At 68.9% G+C, this 18,819-nt stretch carries 20 protein-coding genes; 18 read left to right on the top strand and 2 right to left on the bottom strand.

The window, feature by feature from the left end; genetic code table 11:
* Nucleotides 1-32 precede the first annotated feature (32 nt).
* From WFL22_RS06865 to WFL22_RS06885, 5 genes are all read left to right on the top strand, one after another.
* Nucleotides 33-521, top strand: a complete 489-nt coding sequence (locus tag WFL22_RS06865) for a metal ABC transporter permease (protein WP_442918963.1) — start codon at nucleotides 33-35, stop codon at nucleotides 519-521.
* Nucleotides 522-582: 61 nt separating this feature from the next.
* Nucleotides 583-1,041 (top strand): DUF6153 family protein, encoded by a 459-nt coding sequence (locus tag WFL22_RS06870; RefSeq protein WP_336992033.1) that lies wholly within the window; start codon nucleotides 583-585, stop codon nucleotides 1,039-1,041.
* Nucleotides 1,042-1,478: 437 nt separating this feature from the next.
* Entirely contained in the window at nucleotides 1,479-2,240 is a 762-nt protein-coding gene (locus WFL22_RS06875) for a M23 family metallopeptidase (RefSeq protein WP_336992034.1), read from the top strand.
* Between the two features lie 47 nt (nucleotides 2,241-2,287).
* Nucleotides 2,288-3,793: a multicopper oxidase family protein gene (locus WFL22_RS06880; protein WP_336992036.1), complete on the top strand. Its 1,506-nt coding sequence runs from the start codon at nucleotides 2,288-2,290 to the stop codon at nucleotides 3,791-3,793.
* Between the two features lie 31 nt (nucleotides 3,794-3,824).
* Entirely contained in the window at nucleotides 3,825-4,073 is a 249-nt protein-coding gene (locus WFL22_RS06885; RefSeq protein ID WP_336992037.1) for a hypothetical protein, read from the top strand.
* Nucleotides 4,074-4,100: 27 nt separating this feature from the next.
* Here the strand turns inward: WFL22_RS06885 and WFL22_RS06890 are convergent, their stop codons facing one another.
* A complete protein-coding gene (locus WFL22_RS06890; RefSeq protein ID WP_024356142.1) occupies nucleotides 4,101-4,739 on the bottom strand; it encodes a TetR/AcrR family transcriptional regulator in 639 nt (212 codons plus the stop codon).
* Nucleotides 4,740-4,964: 225 nt separating this feature from the next.
* On the opposite strand from WFL22_RS06890, the gene WFL22_RS06895 reads away from it, so the two are divergent.
* The 3 genes from WFL22_RS06895 to WFL22_RS06905 all read left to right on the top strand — a co-directional run bounded on the left by WFL22_RS06895 (nucleotide 4,965) and on the right by WFL22_RS06905 (nucleotide 9,221).
* The gene (locus WFL22_RS06895; protein WP_336992039.1) at nucleotides 4,965-6,476 is read left to right on the top strand and encodes an MFS transporter; all 1,512 of its coding nucleotides are present in this window, start codon (nucleotides 4,965-4,967) and stop codon (nucleotides 6,474-6,476) included.
* A 180-nt stretch (nucleotides 6,477-6,656) separates the two neighbouring features.
* Nucleotides 6,657-6,926, top strand: coding sequence for a YHS domain-containing protein (locus WFL22_RS06900; RefSeq protein ID WP_017883867.1), 270 nt, complete (start codon nucleotides 6,657-6,659; stop codon nucleotides 6,924-6,926).
* Between the two features lie 105 nt (nucleotides 6,927-7,031).
* Nucleotides 7,032-9,221: a heavy metal translocating P-type ATPase gene (locus WFL22_RS06905; RefSeq protein ID WP_076623916.1), complete on the top strand. Its 2,190-nt coding sequence runs from the start codon at nucleotides 7,032-7,034 to the stop codon at nucleotides 9,219-9,221.
* A gap of 342 nt (nucleotides 9,222-9,563) precedes the next feature.
* Here WFL22_RS06905 and WFL22_RS06910 read toward each other — a convergent pair whose 3' ends face one another.
* Entirely contained in the window at nucleotides 9,564-10,007 is a 444-nt protein-coding gene (locus tag WFL22_RS06910) for a hypothetical protein (protein ID WP_017883869.1), read from the bottom strand.
* 334 nt (nucleotides 10,008-10,341) lie between these two features.
* Between WFL22_RS06910 and WFL22_RS06915 the strand changes: the two genes are divergently transcribed.
* The 10 genes from WFL22_RS06915 to WFL22_RS06960 all read left to right on the top strand — a co-directional run bounded on the left by WFL22_RS06915 (nucleotide 10,342) and on the right by WFL22_RS06960 (nucleotide 18,819).
* Nucleotides 10,342-11,124: a DNA cytosine methyltransferase gene (locus WFL22_RS06915; RefSeq protein ID WP_017883870.1), complete on the top strand. Its 783-nt coding sequence runs from the start codon at nucleotides 10,342-10,344 to the stop codon at nucleotides 11,122-11,124.
* A gap of 379 nt (nucleotides 11,125-11,503) precedes the next feature.
* On the top strand, nucleotides 11,504-12,451 hold the full coding sequence (locus tag WFL22_RS06920; protein WP_051066184.1) for a helix-turn-helix domain-containing protein: 948 nt from the start codon (nucleotides 11,504-11,506) through the stop codon (nucleotides 12,449-12,451).
* 232 nt (nucleotides 12,452-12,683) lie between these two features.
* Nucleotides 12,684-13,790: an ArdC-like ssDNA-binding domain-containing protein gene (locus tag WFL22_RS06925; protein ID WP_017883872.1), complete on the top strand. Its 1,107-nt coding sequence runs from the start codon at nucleotides 12,684-12,686 to the stop codon at nucleotides 13,788-13,790.
* A complete protein-coding gene (locus tag WFL22_RS06930; RefSeq protein WP_336992045.1) occupies nucleotides 13,790-14,152 on the top strand; it encodes a bifunctional DNA primase/polymerase in 363 nt (120 codons plus the stop codon). The genes WFL22_RS06925 and WFL22_RS06930 overlap by 1 nt, the downstream gene beginning before the upstream one ends.
* A gap of 156 nt (nucleotides 14,153-14,308) precedes the next feature.
* Nucleotides 14,309-14,695, top strand: a complete 387-nt coding sequence (locus WFL22_RS06935) for a primase C-terminal domain-containing protein (RefSeq protein ID WP_336992047.1) — start codon at nucleotides 14,309-14,311, stop codon at nucleotides 14,693-14,695.
* 2 nt (nucleotides 14,696-14,697) lie between these two features.
* Nucleotides 14,698-15,558: a DUF2637 domain-containing protein gene (locus tag WFL22_RS06940; RefSeq protein ID WP_442918970.1), complete on the top strand. Its 861-nt coding sequence runs from the start codon at nucleotides 14,698-14,700 to the stop codon at nucleotides 15,556-15,558.
* Nucleotides 15,531-16,007 carry a hypothetical protein gene (locus WFL22_RS06945; RefSeq protein ID WP_024356146.1) on the top strand — a complete coding sequence of 159 codons (477 nt, stop codon included), beginning with the start codon at nucleotides 15,531-15,533 and terminating at the stop codon, nucleotides 16,005-16,007. Before WFL22_RS06940 ends, WFL22_RS06945 begins: the two co-directional genes overlap by 28 nt.
* A 93-nt stretch (nucleotides 16,008-16,100) precedes the next feature.
* Complete coding sequence (locus WFL22_RS06950) at nucleotides 16,101-16,979, top strand: hypothetical protein (protein ID WP_024356147.1); 879 nt, start codon at nucleotides 16,101-16,103, stop codon at nucleotides 16,977-16,979.
* Nucleotides 16,966-18,069 carry a ParB N-terminal domain-containing protein gene (locus WFL22_RS06955; protein WP_017883877.1) on the top strand — a complete coding sequence of 368 codons (1,104 nt, stop codon included), beginning with the start codon at nucleotides 16,966-16,968 and terminating at the stop codon, nucleotides 18,067-18,069. Before WFL22_RS06950 ends, WFL22_RS06955 begins: the two co-directional genes overlap by 14 nt.
* Before the next feature lie 87 nt (nucleotides 18,070-18,156).
* Nucleotides 18,157-18,819, top strand: coding sequence for a hypothetical protein (locus tag WFL22_RS06960; protein ID WP_024356148.1), 663 nt, complete (start codon nucleotides 18,157-18,159; stop codon nucleotides 18,817-18,819).

The following is an 18,819-nucleotide window of genomic DNA, read 5'->3' on the forward strand; positions in this document are numbered from 1 at the left end:
GCTGCGCTGGATCCGCAGATCAGGCATGTCCTGTGTTCTACGCTAGAGCATTTCCGGCGTTCCTGGCTGAGAACCACGGCCGCGTCGAACCGTGCGACAGCCGGCGGATCGGTCGATTCGCAGCCGTCGCCGCCGGCCGCGTCGTACACACCTGCACCCTATCCATCGTCTTCATGCTGCTGCTCGGCCTCGCCGTCGCCGTCGCGATCCAGATCTTCGGCGCCCTGCTCGTGCTTTCCCTCCTCGTCACCCCCGCGGCGGCGGCGCTGCGCGTGTCAGCCTCCCCGGTCGTCGTACCCCTGCTCAGCGTCGTATTCGCGGTAACCGCGAGCGTGGGCGGCATCCTCCTGGCCCTGGGCAGTGCCATCCCGATCAGCCCGTACTTCACCACGATCTCATTCCTCATCTACCTCGCCTGCCGTCTCTCTGCGCGCGCATGCCGGTCGAGGGTGGTGTACGCCGCCGCGCAGGAACCGCGCGGAGAGGGGCGGCCGAGTTGCCGCGACGTGGTGACGGGGTGAGTCTGGCGGCGGCTCAGGAGCACATGGTATGGTAACGAAGCCATAACGAAAGGGGGCTGGTGTGCGAGATTTGCTGAACCGTGCAGCCACGCGTTCCCTTTTCCAGAGCGCCGGAACGGTGTTCGCGATCGTGCTGATGCTCGTCTTTGGCCTGGTCGCGATGCACTCCCTGTCCGGTAGCACGACCGCGCACGACGCGCTCGTGCCTGCGAGCACGGTGACCGCCGACGATACCGCGCACGCGGTCGAGGCGGGTGCCCTCGCCGGCCCGGCGAGCGGGGCGGCGGTCGACTGCGACGCGAGCTGCGCGCACGGCACAGCCCCTGACCACGGGCACCTGAGCATGCTCATGCTGTGCATGCTGGCCCTGCTGACCGGGCTGCTCTTCCTGCTCCGGCCCGCCGTATTCCGCCTCTCCCGCGCCGCCGCCCAGTCCGCCGGCTGGCTGACCCACGCTCTACCCGCACCGCAGACGGCACGTCCGCCGTCGCTATTCGCGCTGTCGATCAGCCGCACCTGAAACCAGGCCCCCTACACGAGCCTGCACACGCACCCCGGCAGTCAGCCGCGGCGAGCGATGCGGCAGATCGACTGACGCCCGAACTCGTCCTGGCGGTCAAGCTGCCCGACGCCGACCCTGCCCGAGGACCTGCACACTGAGCGTGCTTCGCTCGTGTCGCGACAGTACGGCGTCCAAGGGCATCCGGCCGGCACGGGCAACTCGATCACAGGCCCACCCCGCCGGTGCGCGTGCATGTCGCTCGTGTCCTCCGAGCAACTGCGGTGCTGCGTGCCGCAGCCTCGGACCTTTCGTATCCCCTGGCCACCGACCCATGGAACAGTTATGCATTCACGTCGAAACCCGTTCAAGAACCCAGCCGTCTTCATCCCCAGCACCCTCGTCCTGAGCATCGCGGTCGCGATCGGCAACTACTACGTCATCGGGGGGCTCTTCGCATGAACACCCAGCAGGTCTATCTCACACCCATGCCGTCATTCGACTTCCTCTCGGGCGGCACTGGCGGCGGCGCGCGCCACCGACGGGCACGGCGCAGCTTCATCGCCACCGCGACTGCGGCGCTCAGCGTGGCCGGCCTGATGAGCCCCGTTGTCTTCCCCACCCCGTTCGCCCCGGTGCCGGGGGCCGCGGCCGCAGAGCTCCCCGCGCAGCAGCTCGTGAGCGGCCCTGCCGCATTCGAGGCCGCGGGCCTGGACGCGATCGGCGCGGTCGAAGTGCAGGCCGCCCCCGTCGCGCCGCAGCGCGTGAATGCCGAGCAGGGCCTCGTCGATCCCTCACGGCTGACCGATACGAAACTGCGCTACCCCTTCGACCAGACCATGCCCCTCACCGACGGCTTCGGCTACCGCACCGTCCCTGTGGAGCAGTTCCACGATGCCCAGGACATCGCCGCCGCCAACGGCACGCCGATTCGTATCATCGGTGACGGGGTGGTCGTGGAAGCGGGCTGGGCGAACGACGGCTGCGGCTTCTCGCTCAAGGTGCAGCACCTCGTGGACGGGCAAGACCTCACCAGCAGGTACTGCCATATGGAAGGCGAGTCGCACGCCTACCAGGTCGGCGACCGGGTGCGCATCGGCGACGAGGCGGGACGGGTGGGCAACACCGGTATGTCTTTCGGTGCGCATTTGCATCTCGCGCTGCGCTTGAACGGTGAGCCGATCGACCCGCTTCCCTTCATCGAAGCGAACGCGCAATGACCCCCGCCCCGTACCCCCGCACCTCGTCGACCCCGGAAAGGCCTCGGATGACCGTCTCCCTGAATCGCCGCCAGTTCCTCGCCGCCAGCACGTTGACCCTCGCCGCCGTGGGCCTGGCCGCCTGCACTCCCCGGCAGGGCTCCGCGTTCCTCTCGCCCACGGCGGACGCGGTCGATGCGGCCGAGGCGGGCCGCCTGACCACCGGGGCGACGATCGAACGCGCGCTCACCGCAGAGCCCGTCACGCTGGATCTCGCCGGGCAGACCGTCAAGACCTGGGGGTACCGGGGCGCCTCAGCCGCGGAGCCGATCCGCGGCAATGTCGGCGACCTGCTCCGCGTGACGCTCACCAACGACCTGCCCGATGCGACCACCGTGCACTGGCACGGCCTCGCTCTGCGCAACGATATGGACGGGGTGCCGGGGCTGACGCAGCCTCCGATCGACGCCGGCGACACGTTCACCTATGAGTTCGCGCTGCCGCACGCCGGCACCTACTGGTTCCACCCGCACGTCGGTACGCAGCTCGATCGGGGACTGTACGCGCCGCTCATCATCGACGACCCCCGTGAGCGGGCCGACTACGACCGGGAATGGGTGATCGTGCTCGACGACTGGCTCGACGGCGTCACGGCCACCCCCGACGACGTGTTCGCGGAACTCAGCCGCGGCATGGGCGGTATGGGCGGGATGGACCACGGCGGCATGCCGATGCGGATGGGCAACACCCTCATGGGTGCCACCTCCGACCTCCTCGGCGGCGACGCGGGAGACGTCTACTATCCGCTCTACCTCATCAACGGGCGCCCCCGACTCGACCCCGAGACCTTCACCGCGAAACCGGGGGAGCGGATCCGGCTCAGGATCATCAACGCCGGCGGTGACACCGCGTTCCGGTTCGGCGTCACCGGGCACCTCCTCACCATCACCCACACGGACGGCTACCCCGTGGCACCGCACGAGGCGGAGAGCGTCGTGATCGGGATGGGGGAACGCTACGACGCGATCATCACCGCCGGCGACGGCGTCTTCGCCGTCATCGCCGAGGCGCTCGGCAAAGTCGACCAGGCCGTCGCGATCCTCTCCACCGGGGCCGGTTCCCCGCCCCCGGCAGGCACCGCCCTCCCGCAGACCCGCACCCCCACGATCGCCGCCGATCTGACGGCAGCGGATGACGTGGCGCTGGCCTCCAAGCGCGCGGATCGCACGATTGCCCTCGAGCTCACGGGCAGTATGGAGGAGTACGACTGGGCGATCAACGGCTCCCGCATGAACATGGACGACCCCCTCCGCGACGCCCTCGCGATCAGCGAGGGGGAGCGGGTCGCGCTCACCATCACGAACTCGACCACGATGTGGCATCCCATGCATCTCCACGGGCACACCTACCAGCATCCGGGCGGCGGCCCCCGCAAGGACACCTCGATCGTGCTGCCCGGCCAGACGCTCCGCCTTGAGTTCGATGCTGACAACCCCGGCCGGTGGCTCACCCACTGCCACAACCTTTACCACGGCGAAGCCGGGATGATGGCGACCATCGCCTACCGGCAGTAGCCCCACCCGCAGCACGAAAGCACACACCCTCATGAAATCTGAGCAGCCGGCCGGTATTCCCGGCCCCGATCCTGCCTACCGCCGGCACCGCCGCCTCGTGCGTCTTGGCCAACTGCTCATGGCGCTCGGCGCGGTGATCCTCATCGTGCACTGGCTCGCGCACCTCGAAACATTCGGCCCCACCCAGCCTGAGGGCTGGGTTGATCTCGTCGCCGGCTACCCGATGGGCGCCCTGTTCCTCCTCGGCGGTGGCGTCCTCGCCGGACGCAAAGCCCCTTGACCTCGCCCCTGCAATACGCGGGCGAGGTCATCTCGCCGACGGCGGGGCGGTGAAGGCCGGCAGCAAGATCGCGTCGATGAACCATGGCGCATCGTCAGGGTCGATCCGGCCCGTGCGCACCTCCTCGGCCGCACCGTTGAGAACGACGTGCGTGGTGGTCAGCAGCCAGGACACCGGCAAGTCGGCGCGGAAGGCACCTTCGCGCTGTCCGCGCAGCAGCAGTCCGCGCATGCGCGCCTCAGCCTTCTCGTGCAGCTCGCGAATGCGGGCGGCGGAGAGTTCCTTCTGTGCCGCGGCCAGCAGGGCACGGGATTGGTCGACGAACATCCAGCTGGAGGCAATGAGTCGCTGGAAGGCCGCACGCGGGTCGCCGTCCAGCGGGATCTGACTGAGCACGTCCTCGGCGCGTTCCAGACTGTCTACCAGTGCGGCCTCAATGAGCTCTGCGCGAGTCTGGAAATGCCCATAAAGGGTCATCCGGCCCACTCCCGCCTCAGCAGCGATGTCGGCGACCGACGCGTCGAGGTTCTTGCGGATCGCGGTCACTGTCGCGGCCAGAATCTTTACCCGGTTGCGCTGCGCGTCGGCGCGCTGGTTAGCCGCCCGGCTCACTGTCGCCGGGCCACGTCGAGCGCCGCCGGTCGGCTGGGCGTTCTTCGTCGCCATGCTCTACCTCACAAGTCGTACTGGAATGTATGAGATATTGTATTCGTTGCAACTCGTACACACATATACGACTTGTGCGGGAGGTCGCCCGCCCGGGCGGCGATCCGGCAGAGAGGAGCACACGACCATGACCACGACACGCACACCCCGAGGGGGTGCGACATGAGCGCGCCCGGCACCCCCGCGGCCCCGAAGGCCGGGGCGAGGCAGTGGTGGGGGCTCGCCGTGCTGGTGATCCCCTCGACGCTGCTGTTCATGATGCTGACGATCCTGTTCCTGGCAGCCCCGAACCTCGCCGCGGACCTGAACCCGACGAGCACGCAGCTGCTGTGGATTCTCGACATCTACGGCTTCGTGATGGCCGGGTTCCTCGTCGCGATGGGCGTGCTCGGCGACCGGGTGGGCAAGCGCCTGCTCATGGTCATCGGCGCGTCCCTGTTCGCTGCCGTCTCCATCGCGGCGTCCCTGACCACGATCCCCGAGCTGATGATCGTCTGGCGCGCCGTCCTCGGACTGGCCGCAGCGATGATGGTGCCCGCAACGATCGGACTGATCTTCGTGATCTTCGCCGACGCGAAACAGCGCGGCGTCGCCATCGGGGTCTGGGCGGGCGGTATCTCCGCCGGCGTCGCCCTCGGCCCACTCCTGTCCGGCCTGCTGCTGGAAGGGTTTGGCTGGCAGGCGACGTTCCTCGTCGCGGTGCCAATCATGGCGCTCGTCGCCATCGGCGCCCCAATCCTCGTGCCCGAGCACCGCGATCCGTCGGCGAAGATCGACCTGTTCAGCGCCCTGCTGCTGGTCGGCGGGCTGCTCGCGATCATCTACAGCATCAAGCGCTTCGCCGCCCAAGAGCCCGTCGGGCCCACACTCGGGCTGCTCGCCGCAGGCGTGCTGATCGGGCTGTGGTTCACGCTCCGGCAGCTGCGCGCCAAGCAGCCCCTGCTGGACGTGCGGCTGTTCGCCAATCGCACCGTCTCCGGTGCGCTGGCGGTGTTCCTGCTCTCGGCGGCGGCACTGGGTGGGGTGTACTCGCTGTTCACCCAGTACCTCCAGACGGTGCAAGGCCTCTCGCCCTTGCAGGCGGGCCTGGCGATCCTGCCTGCGGCGGCGGTGCTGATCGTCGTCTCGACCCTCTCGCCGGTCTTCGCACGGAAGTTCCGGCCCGGGAACGTGATCGCGATCGGCCTGCTCACCCAGGTCGTCGGCTACATCCTGTTCACCCAGCTCGACGCCGGCACAGGCCTGGCGCTGGTGATCGCGAGCTTCGTGATCACCTACCCCGGCGTCGCCCCCTCGATGGCACTGACCACCGAGCTCGTGGTGGGCTCGGTGCCCCCGGAGAAGACCGGCGGCGCCTCGGGGCTGGCGACCACGGCGAACGACCTGGGCATCTCGCTCGGTGTCGCCGTCATCGGCAGCGTCGGCCTCGCCGCCTACCGCAACCGGATCGACGGCACCCTGCCCGACGGGCTCTCCCCGGAGGCCGCGGCCGCCGCGTCGGACAGCATCGACGGCTCCCTCGCCGCCGCTGCGGAACTGCCCGGCGCGCTGGGCGAACAGCTGATCGCCGCCGCACAGGCGGCCTTCTCCGGCGGCCTGAACATGGCGGCGATCGTCTCCGCGGTCATCGCCGCGGTGGCCGCGATCATCGCCGCTACCCGCCTGCGTCACATCCGCCCCACCGGGCAAGCGCAGCGCCTCGCTGAGGAAGTTCACACCAGCCAGGAATACCCCTAAGGGGTATTGTGTTGGAGGAGCCATGTCCTAGCGAAAGCCCGAGAAGATTGTCACGAGAATGCGGGAGCGAGTCACCATAATGAGTGGCAGATACATGCAACTACAAGCCGCCGGGCGCTCACTTGCGATCTGATCCGTATCCGATCGAACCGTAATCAACCAAAGGAAGAGATCTACCTGATGACTGCATACGAGAACCTCAACCTCACCGACACCTCCGCCACGGGTGGCAGCTGCTGCGACCATACGCCCAGTGCGGAGACCATCGCCCAGACGCCGGCCGATGCGATGACCGAGTGCCAGGTCATGGCCGGCACCCCGGTCGTGAAGGCCGACGCTGAGGCCGCCGGACTCTACCGCGACCACAACGGGCAGCGGTACTGGTTCTGCTGCGCGGCCTGCGGGCCCCTGTTCGACGCCGACCCCGACCGCTACGCCTACGCCGCCTGACGGCATCTGGTTCCGCGCTCCCGACGTGCGGACGTGCACGGGAGCGCGGAACCTTCGCCCCGGTCTCGCCTCTGGGCTGGGGTGACGAACGAAGGAGACGAGACCATGAGCAACGATCCCTCGACACGATCGCACGCGCATCCTGAGCACGTGGACGTTCAGCACGCGCACCACGACGAGCCGAACACCCACTCCGGTCACCACTCGCACGACCACCACCAGAGTCACGGCGAGCCTTCCAGCCATCACCACGACGCCCACGCGCACCACGAGGGACACGGCGGACATGATCATGGGCATGCCGGACACGGGGATCACGTCGGGCAATTCCGGCGCTTGTTCTGGATCATGCTCGTGCTCGCCGTGCCGGTGGTGGCCTGCAACGACATGTTCGCCCACCTCGTCGGCTATCAGCTGCCCGAGGCCGCGTGGGTGCCGTGGGTGTCGCCGATCCTGGGCACGGTCGTCTACCTCTGGGGCGGCAGGCCGTTCCTCTCGGGCGGGCTGAGCGAGATCCGCTCCCGCAAGCCGGGCATGATGCTGCTCATCGCACTGGCGATCACCGTCGCATTCCTCGCCTCCTGGGGTGCGAGCCTCGGCATGCTGCACCACGAGCTGAACTTCTGGTGGGAGCTGGCGCTGCTGGTTGTCATCATGCTGCTGGGGCACTGGATCGAGATGCGCTCGCTCGCGCAGACCACCTCCGCCCTCGACTCGCTCGCCGCGCTGCTGCCCGACGAGGCCGAGAAAATCGACGGCAACGACGTAGCAAAGGTCGCTCCTGCTGATCTGGCCGTCGGCGACGTGGTGATCGTGCGCCCGGGTTCCTCGGTACCCGCTGATGGCAGGATCGTCGACGGGGCGGCCTCGATGGACGAGTCGATGGTCACCGGCGAGTCGAAGACGGTGCGCCGGGAGACCGGCGATCAGGTGGTCGCCGGCACCGTCGCCACCGACTCCGGCCTGCGCGTCGAGGTCACCGCCACCGGCGACGACACCGCCCTCGCCGGTATCCAGAAGCTCGTCGCAGACGCTCAGGCGTCCTCGTCCCGGGCGCAGCGGATCGCCGACACCGCGGCGGCGTGGCTGTTCTGGTTCGCCCTGGGCGCGGCGGCAATCACCGCCACTATCTGGTCGCTCGTCGGGCTGCCCGACGCCGCCGTGGTGCGCACGATCACCGTGCTGGTCATCGCCTGCCCGCACGCGCTCGGCCTGGCGATCCCGCTGGTGGTGTCCATCGCGACCGAACGCGCCGCCCGCGGCGGAGTGCTCGTCAAGGATCGCCTCGCGCTGGAGTCTATGCGCACCGTGGATGCGATTCTGTTCGACAAGACCGGCACCCTCACCAAGGGCGAGCCGACGGTGACCGCCATCGATCCCGCCGACACCCGGACCGAGGCCGAGGTGCTGGCCCTGGCCGCCGCCGCGGAGGCCGACAGCGAGCACCCGCTCGCCCGCGCGATCGTCGGCGCCGCGCGCGCCAGGGAGCTCGACGTGCCCGTGGCCTCGGACTTCTCATCCTCCCCGGCGGTCGGCGTCAAGGCGACCGTCGATGGAATCGTCATCGAGGTCGGCGGACCGTACCTGCTCGACCAGCACGGGGCGGACGAACTCCCCGTCGCCGACACCTGGCGCGAAGAGGGCGCGATCATCCTGCACGTGATCGCCGACGGCAAGGTCATCGGCGCCCTGCGGCTGGCCGACGAGATCAGACCCGAGTCGCGCGAGGCCGTCGACGCGCTGCACGCCGCCGGGGTCCAGGTCGTGATGATCACCGGCGACGCGCGGGCCGTCGCCGAGACGGTCGCGCGGGATCTCGGCATCGACCGCGTGTTCGCCGGGGTGCGCCCCGAGGACAAGGCCGCCAAGGTCGCCGAGCTGCAGCACGAAGGTCGCCGGGTCGCCATGGTCGGCGACGGCGTGAACGACGCTCCCGCACTCGCCCAGGCCGACGTCGGCATCGCGATCGGGGCGGGCACCGACGTGGCGATCGGCTCGGCGGGTGTGATCCTGGCCTCCTCCGATCCCCGGTCGGTGCTGTCCGTCATCGAGCTCTCCCGCGCGGCGTACCGGAAGATGAAGCAGAACCTGTGGTGGGCGGCCGGCTACAACCTCGTCTCCGTGCCGCTGGCCGCGGGCGTCCTCGCGCCGATCGGCTTCGTACTGCCGATGAGCATCGGGGCGATCCTCATGTCCGTCTCCACCGTCGTCGTCGCCCTCAACGCGCAGTTACTCCGCAGGCTCGACCTCACCCCAGAGGCCAGCACCGCCCGGATCCTGGATCGCTCAGCTTGAGAGCCCGTGAAACTTCCCCATCATGCCTATGCGGTGGCTAGCTACTCTGCAATTTGCACGACTCCTAGCTCGGGCTGCGAAAAGTGCTAACGAAAGTGCTAAGCAGCCTGTAGGTCGGGGTATCGCGGTGGAGTTATCCACAGGTTAGATGCCGTAGATCGTTGATTTCATACAGTAGAATGCTCGCCCGAGATTCGCGGCGCGAGGGGGTCGAGGTCAGTTCAAGTCCCCTCGCGCTAGCGACTGAACCATCGCCTCAAACGGCTCCGCTCTCCCCACAAGCAGGTGCAATCGGGTTGCGTGAGGTTGCACTGTGCAACCTCACGCAACCCCGGTGCCGGGTCAGAAGAGCGTCCGGCAGTCGCGCCTGCTCGGCGAGGAGTGCCGCCGCGTAGGTGCTGGCAGCCGTCGGGCTGGTGGCTGCAGTTCCTGGGGTTGCAGACGTTCGGCGAGCACGCGTTTCACGTCGCTCCATAGATCAGGCCGATCATGCCGGGCGTCGCGTTCGCATTCCTGGCGCAGGTCGTGGAGGAAGCGGGCGCGTCGGTCTGGGGTGGAGAGCTGGGCTTCGTAGAAGCCGTCGAGGTTGTAGTGCGCGATGAACCCGAAGCAGCCGTGAGTGGAAAACCCGCCGTACAGGGATCGGGTGAAGCGCTCACGCGGGAAGTCAGCAGCGATGAACCGCAGCAGCGAGTTCACGAACCGGGCCTTGCGCTCCGGCGTGCCCGACTCCCACCCCGACGCCTCGAACTGGGCTGGCTGGTACCTCGGTGCTCCCGTGCTCATGGCGCGCGTCCCTTCCTCCGTGGAGTCTCGGTCAGGAAGAAGGTGCGCGTAGACAGCTACGGCGCAACGAGCAGATCGGCGCGAGCAGCGTGTGACTTCTGAGGCGAGTGATGCACGCGTCAAACCGCAGATGCAAGACGCGTGGAAGGTCAGGAACGAGACGTACGACGAGCTGATCGCCTGCGCCTCGGCGAGGTCAGGCTGGCGTGCGTCGGCGACGGAACTTGCGAGTGAGAGTTCCGAGCGTTCGAGGTGGGCGCGGGGTGCACCTGAGAGGTGACCATCCGGCAGCACTGGGCGTGCGGGCCGGGAGCACCGATCACCGGGAGCCCCGATGCGAGAAGACCCCGCCCCAAGCGCCGCGCTTCTCCGCGTCGGGTCGTTGTTCTCCGGCTACGGCGGTCTCGACCTCGCCGTCGAACATGCCCTCCACGCGCAGACGGTCTGGTTCTCCGAGATCAGTCCCGTGCAGCGCGTCTTCGCGCACCACTGGCCGGACGCGCCGAACCTCGGCGACATCACCACGATCAACTGGGCGGACGTGCCGCCGGTGGATATCCTCTGCGGCGGGTTCCCCTGTCAGGATGTCTCGACTGTCGGGAAGATGGCCGGCCTCACACCTGGCACCCGCTCCGGGCTCTGGTCGCACATGGCCGACGCGATCGACCGGTTGCGCCCCGAGTACGTCGTGATCGAGAACGTGCGCGGTCTGCTCTCCGCATCCGCCGTTCGTGCAACCCCCGAAGGAGTCTCCGATGCAACCCCTGACCCCGCAACCCTTCGCGATCTGGAACCCGGCCTCTGGGGTGTGGGAGACGAGCCAGCTCGACCTCTCCGGGCGCTCGGCGCCGTACTCGGAGACCTGGCCGACCTCCGGTACGACGCGCGCTGGATCGGCCTACCCGCTTCCCTCATCGGCGCACCGCATCCCCGGTTCCGCGTCTTCGTTCTCGCGCATCGCGCCGATTCTCTTTCGCACGCCGCTCGCCTCGGACGCTTCCCGCGGCGGGGAGAGCGGGAACAATCGCGCTCTCTCATCAGGTCATCGACCTCGCCTTGCACGGGCCGAATGGCTCGACCGAATGTCGGAACGAGTCGGAGAGTCTGTGGTCGCTGATAGATGGCATCTTCACCGCTGGGGACGATACGCCGACGCCATAGCCCGATGGGAGTACATCACAGGGAGTGCGGCTCCGAGCCCGGCACTCCTTCATGAGTCCGGCGGACCGAGACCGGCCCCGGCGTTCCTCGAAGGGCTGATGGGACTTGAACGGGGCTGGGTTACGGGCCCGGCTTACGTACTGACCGCGAACCAACAGATAACCGCGCTCGGCAACGGCGTGCTCCCGCTCCAAGCGGCCGCGGCTCTCGAAGCCCTCCTGCGACAATGGGAGTAATTCGACGGAAGGAAGCCAGGTGTCCCGCTCAAGTCCTCTGACGCGCTCATGGGGAGCCCGCTCTCTGATCTGGCCGGGCTCACCATGAGCGCGTCAGCGATGAGTAGCGGGAACGATCGGCTTTCGCTGGCGAATCAGGACCTGGTGGCTACTGGTGGCTACCAGCCACTGCTCGCCCGCACCCGCACCTTTCACCGACCAGTCGGCCCCGAGACCTATGACTGCGTAAAGCTCGCCACCGTGCGCGACGGATCGGCAATCGTTTACAGCGAGTTTGGGGAGAAGCACGCGAAGGTCGGTGACGTGCTGCTGCTCGGCGCGAACGTGCTCTGCGGCGCGCAACCCGAGGGCCACGTCACCGTCACGGTGATCTATCTCGATCTCGATTTCATCCTGGATCAGTTCTTCTGGCAGTACATCGATATCGTCAAGGATCGCTTCGCGTCGCAGAGTGTCGCGGACACGATCTACACCGAGCCCGCACAGTTGATGGGGCTTGGTGAGGATCGGATCGGGATGCTGATGCCGTGGCTTGATGAGTTGGTCGCGCTCAGCGTCGACGGGCAGTACCGGGAACGATTCCACCGGATGCAGGCGCTCTGGCACGCGGTGATCGACCAGGTGTCCCCGTTCATCCACGTCTCGCCGACTCGCACTCTTCCGGCTCAGCGGGCGCGCACGCGCCCGTCGGTCCCGCGTGGGCGGCGGTTCGCACCGCTGCGGGCCGAGGCCCGTGCTGTGCGAGAGCTCCTGGCCTCTGATGTGCGCCGTGCATGGTTGCTCTCGGAACTATCAGGAGCGGTACACCTTTCCGAAAAGCAACTCGTCCGAGTGTTCACGAACGCTTACGGGAAGACGCCGCTGGCATATCTCACGATGCTCCGTGTTGAGGAGATGGCGCGGCTCCTTCGTGAGTCTGGAGTGTCGATTGCCGAGGCCGGCAACCTGGTTGGGTGGGTGAGTCGGAATCGTGCTGCGACGGCTTTTCGGGAATGCACTGGTCTCACTCCGGGCCGGTACCGGGCGATGCAAGAAAAATCGTTGTGACCAGCATTTAGACATTCTCTGCGCAGGGAATGGACGCAGTTCGCCCGACCGCGGGAACGAATCTCTCATGGGCTGCTATCGGTAGTCCTACGTCAGGTGCCGTTGGGTCCTGACGGCCAACCTACCTCTTACTGTTCGCTGACCGTCTCGACCCGCCGCCGGCATCCCCGGCGTACCTCGCTTGCACGGGCACCCCGTTCTCGGGCCGCCCCGATGACGAGAGGAGGCGGTCATGGCTGCGAGGAGAACCCCCGAAGAGGCGCGCGCCGCGCGGGAGGCGAAGCTCGACGAGGTGCGCGAGCAGCTGAACGCGCAGGTCGAGAAGCTGGTCACCGGTGAAGACTGGAAGCAGGCGCTGACGTTTGCGGCGAAGTTCCGGTCCCGCAGCGTGAACAACTCGTGGCTGATCTTCGCCCAGCATCAGGCCGCCTGGGAAGCCGGCCGGGTGCCCGAGCCGATGCCGACGTACGTGGCCGGGTTCCGGCAGTGGGAGCAGCTCGGCCGCCAGGTTCAGAAGGGGCAGAAGGGGTACGCGATTCTCGCGCCGGTGACCGGGAAGTTCGCGTCGAAGACTCCTGCTGGTCCGATGTCGTGGCGCAAGCTCGCCCCGAAAGAGCAGCCGAAGCCGGGCGAGGTCGTCAGGTCGCGGATGATCGGCGCGAAAGTCGCCTACGTCTTCGACATCTCTCAAACCAGCGGCCCGGATGTGCCGCTCCCGCCTTCGCCGCAGCTTCTCGAAGGCGAGGCCCCGGCGGGGCTTCGTGATGGGCTGATCCGGCAGGTTGCCGAGGCTGGGTTCCAGTTCTTGCCGGTGCCGCACGAGGGCATGATCCACGGCGCGAACGGCAGCACGAACTTCGACACTCGGCAGGTGGCGGTGCGGACGAATATGGACGATGCCGCCCAGGTGAAGACCCTCGTGCACGAGCTCGCGCACGTGAAGATGCACGGCCCCGACCAGGAGGAAGCCCGCCAGCATCGCGGGATCGGCGAAGTCGAAGCCGAGTCCGTCGCGCTCATGGTCGGGGCCGCGCACGGGATGGACACGACCGCCTTCACGATCCCGTATGTGTCGGGGTGGGCGATGGCCGCCGACGGGAAGAACCCGATCCAGGTGGTGCAGGCGACCGCGGAGCGGGTGCGGAAGGTCGCCGTCGAGATCCTGGATCGGCTCGACACCGAACAGCTTGGCGACGGCACCCCGCCGGGCCTCACCCGCGAGGGTCCCGAAGTCTCGGCGGCGAAGCAGGTCGAGCGTAAGCCGTCGGCCCGCTCGTCCGCGCGGAAGCCAGCTGCGGCACGGTCGGCGCGTTCCTCGTCGCTGGTGCGGGGGCTGTGATGGACGTCGAACAGCTCCTCGCGCCGGTCGCCCGCATGAGTCTCGCGGACGCCGCCCGCCACTATGTTTCGCTGGGGGTGCCGGTGTTTCCTTGTGTGCCGGGTGAGAAGCGGCCGCTCGTCGCGCATGGTTTCAAGGATGCCAGCACCGATCCCGCGCAGGTTGAGGCGTGGTGGCGGCGGTGGCCGGATGCGAACATCGGCATCCCGACCGGCCCCATCTCGGGGATCGAGGTTGTCGATGTCGATGTGAAGGGCGACCCGCCGCGCGGTCCCGCCTCTTGGCAGCAGGCCACCGAGGCGGGCCTGCTCGATGGGTGGGCGGTGCAGGTCGTCACCCCGTCGGGCGGGTTGCACGCCTAATATCCGGCAGCCGCCATCGAGCAGCGGTCGTGGGCGTCGGGGGCGGCGCAGCTCGATTTCCGAGGCACCGCTGGTTACATCGTCGCCCCGCCGTCGAGAACGATCATCGACGGCGAGACGGTCGCGTATCAGCTCCTCGACCTCGCCACTGGCGACGTGCATCCCGTCGACGCGGGCGCGCTGCGGGAGTTTCTGGACCCGAGGCCCGTGCGGTCGTCGTGGGAGGCGCGCCCGTTCCGCGGCACTGTGGAGGAGCGGGCGAAGCGGATCGCGGCATGGCTGGAAGGGCAAGGCGAAGGCGAACGGAACCAGGGCCTGTTCTGGGCGTCGTGCCGCCTCGCGGAGAACGGCGCCACATTGGCGGAAGCGTTTCAGGCGCTCGGGCCGGTTGCGGAAGGGATTGGCTTGCCGCCGCGGGAGATCGAGCGCACGATCCGCTCCGCCTACCGCACTCCGAACACCACCCCGGCAGCACCCGCACCTGCCACGGCGCGCCCGGTTGCGCAGCGTGCCCCAGTTGATCGAGGGCGGGTGCTCGCATGAACATGAGGAGGGAGCGCCGGGGTGGCTGGCTCGCCGTGGTGACGGCGGTGGCGGGGACGGTGTTGATCGCGTGCGGGGCGTTCTGGCTTTCCTTCATTGCGCTGGCCGATCTCGCCCGCCGCTCCGGGATCGAGGAGGGGCAGGCGTGGGCGTGGCCGCTGATCGTGGACGGCGTCATCGTCGTTGCGACCGTCGCCGTCGTCGCGCTCGCCGGCACCCGCACCGCCTGGTACCCCTGGATGCTGCTCATCGCTGGAGCTGGGTTGTCGGTGACGGCGAACTCGATCCACGCGATCGTCGCCGCCGATGCGGATGTGCCTGCGGTGCTCGCGGCGTCGGTTGCGGCAGTGCCACCGCTGGTGCTGCTCGCGATCACGCACCTCACCGTGATCCTCACCCGCCACCAACCCAAACCGGCCCCTGAGACGGCTGCTGAGGAAGCCGCGGAACTGCACGTCGAGGCCGCGGAGCGGCCGGGCGGGCCGGTGCCGGTGGCGTCGCTGGAACCGGCGCTCCGAGCGCCGGTGCTCGCTGCGGTGCTGGCGCCCGATGCGGAGCCCGGCGCCGAAGCGGGTGATCCGCCGATGCCAGAGCAGGGGCGGGATGGGTGGTCGCGGCGTGAGGTGGCGGAGGTGCTGCGGGCGGGCGGCTGGTCGAACAAGAAGATCGCCCACTACCTCGACGTGCACCCCTCGACCGTCGGCCGCTGGCTCCCGCAACCCAGCCCCACGCCGGAAGCCGAGCCCGGCACCGAACAGCCAGTCATCGCTATGCCAACGACCGATGCAGCAGCCGCGACGGCTGCAGATGACCCCAGAGACGAGGAGGACCCGTCATGTACCACGAACACGGCCCCGAAGTAGCGGAGGCGGCGCGGTCGCGTCTGCATCCCGCGCTCGCTGCGGCGATGAACGCCGAACGAACCTCGCCGGGCGGGCCTGAGCAGGTGGAGGCGGAGCGGTCGATGCTCGCCGTACACCGCGACCCCTCCCTGACCGGGAGCGACCGCGCCGAGCGCGACACGGTAGAAGCCGAGCCGGATGCTGAGGCGAAGCGGCGGACGCAGATTCGGTGGGTGCGGCCGACCGAGCTGGCGATGCAGGGCGGCGCCCGCGCGACCGGGTGGGGGCTCGATCTGCGGGCCGAGCTCGCCCAGCGCCTCCGCGACGCCCGCGCCGACCGCAAGCAGGACCGCGCCGAACAGCGTGCGGTCCGGAGTGAGCGGGCATCGCGATTGCCCGATCTGTCGATCCGGGGCCGCAGACGCCAGACACGACCGGAGCCCGCGCGTTCGGGGATGGGGCTGAGGTGATCCGCCATGCACGAGTCAGCAGCCCGGTTCGCGCAGGACCTTCCCGGCCCCAGGCACGCGGGGCGCACCTGCCATGTAGGAGGTGCCGTCATCATGAACCAGACCCGCACGAAGAGCACCCCTGCCGCACGTCCCGAACGGGATGCGCGGTGGGGGTTCGAGCATTCCGAAGGGCTCCGCGCCCTGCTGATCCGCCTGCACGAGGAAGGCCGATGGGCGTGGCGGCACGACCCCGAAGTCGCAGCCCTCATGCGGCACGCGGCCGACAAGTACGCCGCGCTCGCGCGCCGGCACGGCCTCGACCCGTGGGAAGCGGCCGCCGCGGCGTTCGACGCGATGCGCACCGGCGCCGTGAGGCGCGCCGACGACCCCTGGGCCGTCATCACCCGCGCAGTGAAAGTGACCTGCATCGCCGAGGAACGCGCGAACGGGCTGCTGTGCTCCGTGCATCAGGCGCGGCGACCGAAGTTCTCCACCCACCACGACGCAGAGCGCTTCTCGGACCGGGAGAACCCGCTGACCGACTACCACCACAGCCTCACAATCCCCGCCCCCGACCTCATCGAGGAACCCGAGCACGACGAGACCCCCGCCCGGGTGGGGCAGGCCGTCGAAGACGCGGTCGCGCTGTTCCATCTGCTCGGCTGGCCGGTCGAGGCTGCACGGGGCGGGATCGAGTACATCATCACCCGGCTCGCAGAATCAGCGTCGCGGGCTTCCGCGTTCGAGTCGCTGCGCCGCGACTACCACGCCCGCGCCCTCCTCGACATCCCCGCCGCCTCGTGGCTTGCGATGCTGCGGGTGGCGCTGGGGACGCCGGACCCGAACCAGGCGCACACCAGCGCCGCACGCGGCATCCTGCACCGCCTGGTCACCGGCGAACCCCTCCGCGCGCTCCTCGCCGACGACCGGGTGCTGTCGGAGGTGGTGCTGTCCACCCCAGACGGAGGTGGCTGCCATGGCTGCCAGTAGCCCGGGGCATATCGAGCTGGAACGCTCCCTCGACTCCATCACCGTCGGGAAGCGCCACCGCACCGACCTCGGCGACATTCCGGCGCTCGCCGAGTCCATCCGTGCAGAGGGCCTGTTGCAGCCGATCACCGTCACCCCGGACGGGGTGCTCGTCTGCGGGCGCCGCCGCCTCGAAGCGCTGCGCCTGCTCGGGCAGCGCTCCACGAACGTGTGGGTGCGGTCGAACCTCTCCGGCCGCCTCTCCCAGCTCCTCGCGGAACAGAACGACAACTCGCTGCACAAACCCCTCTCCCTGATCGAAGCCGAATCCCTCTACCGGGAGCTGAAGGTCGTGCTCGCCGAAGACGCCGCCCGCCGGCAGGCCGCAACACGGTTCGGAGCCGACGGCGAGAATCCGCAGGATTCTGCGGAAGTCCACGGTGCCGTCGAATCGACGGCACCGCGCTCCGCCGGGGAAGCCCGGGTGCAGGCCGCCCGCATGGTCACCGGGCACGGATCGCAGACGATGCTCGAACAAATCGGCAGATTGAAGGATCTCGCAAACGACGACACCCGACCCGAGCACATCCGCGCCCAGGCCGTCGAGGAGCTGGCGCGGATCGAGGCCGGCGGGAAAGTGCACGGCGCGCACCTGCGCATGAACACCGCCCTCTCCCTGCACGAGCTCGACCGGATCGCCGTCAACCCCGCCCAGCCGGACCCCGTGCGCATGCAGGCCGCCGCCTCTGCCGAGCAAGTGCGTGCCGCAGCCGCCAGGGAGGCACGGACGGCGGAGCTCGCGCAGCTCGCCGCTGCGGCGATCGCCCGCATCACCTCCACGGGTCGCAAGAAGGGCAAGAAGCCGGTACGGCCGGTGGAGCGTCCGAAGCTGACGCTCGTGGTGCTGCCGCCGCGCGCGTTCGTCGCGCTCTGGGCCGACATGGACGGCTGGACCCAGAAATACGACCCGGGCACCCTCGCCGCGGAACTGACCGGGGCGGAGTGGGAGCGCGCCGAAGCCGTGCTCGCCGAGACCATCGCGTTCTTCGCCCTCATCCGCGCCGCCCGCGAAAACGCTGCGGCGGGCAGCACGGAGGTGCAGGCCGTCTAAACCTGCCTGCCGGCGGCTACGAGCCGCCGGCTGTGCGTGTGCACCTTCCGGGTACCGAACTCGCCCGTTCGCCGGAAGGAAGCCCGTATGCGTCAGACCACCGAGCCGGAGCAGGCGTCGCGGCGCCTGCGCATCGCCCTCATCGGCGGCGGCATCGTCCTCGCCCTGCTCGTCGGCGCCGGCATCTATGGCCTGCTGCGCGGCCCCGCCCCCGAATCATCACCCGGCCCCCGCGTCTCGGCGTCCGAGACGCCTGGTGCTGACCGGGATCTCTCGCCGCGCGAGCTCCCGGCCGTCTCAGACGCGGAACGGTTTGCGCGGGACGTAGCCGAGGGGCTGTTCGCGTGGGATACCGGCCTCGGCTACAGCCCGCACGAGTACATGCAGGCGATCATCGATGTCGCGGACCCGGACGAAGCACCAGGCCTCGCCGCAGACCTCCGCGCCTACCTCCCAGACGATGCCGCCTGGGCCGAACTGCGGAACTACTCGACCCGGCAATGGCTCACCATCGACACGATCACCTTTCCCGAGAGCTGGGCGGGCATCGCCGCCGACGCCCGCCCCGGCACGCTCCTGCCGGGTGCGACCGCGTACACAGTCACCGGCACCCGGCACCGGACCGGCGTCTGGGAAGGGCAGGGCGTTACCGATGCGCGCCCGGTGTCGTTCACGATCTTCGCCGCCTGCCCGGACGACGAGGACTGCCGGCTGCTGCGGCTCTCCGCTCTCGACACCCCGCTCCGATAG

This window comes from Leucobacter sp. VD1 (assembly GCF_037150695.1).
In the GTDB taxonomy this organism is placed as follows: Bacteria; Actinomycetota; Actinomycetes; order Actinomycetales; family Microbacteriaceae; genus Leucobacter.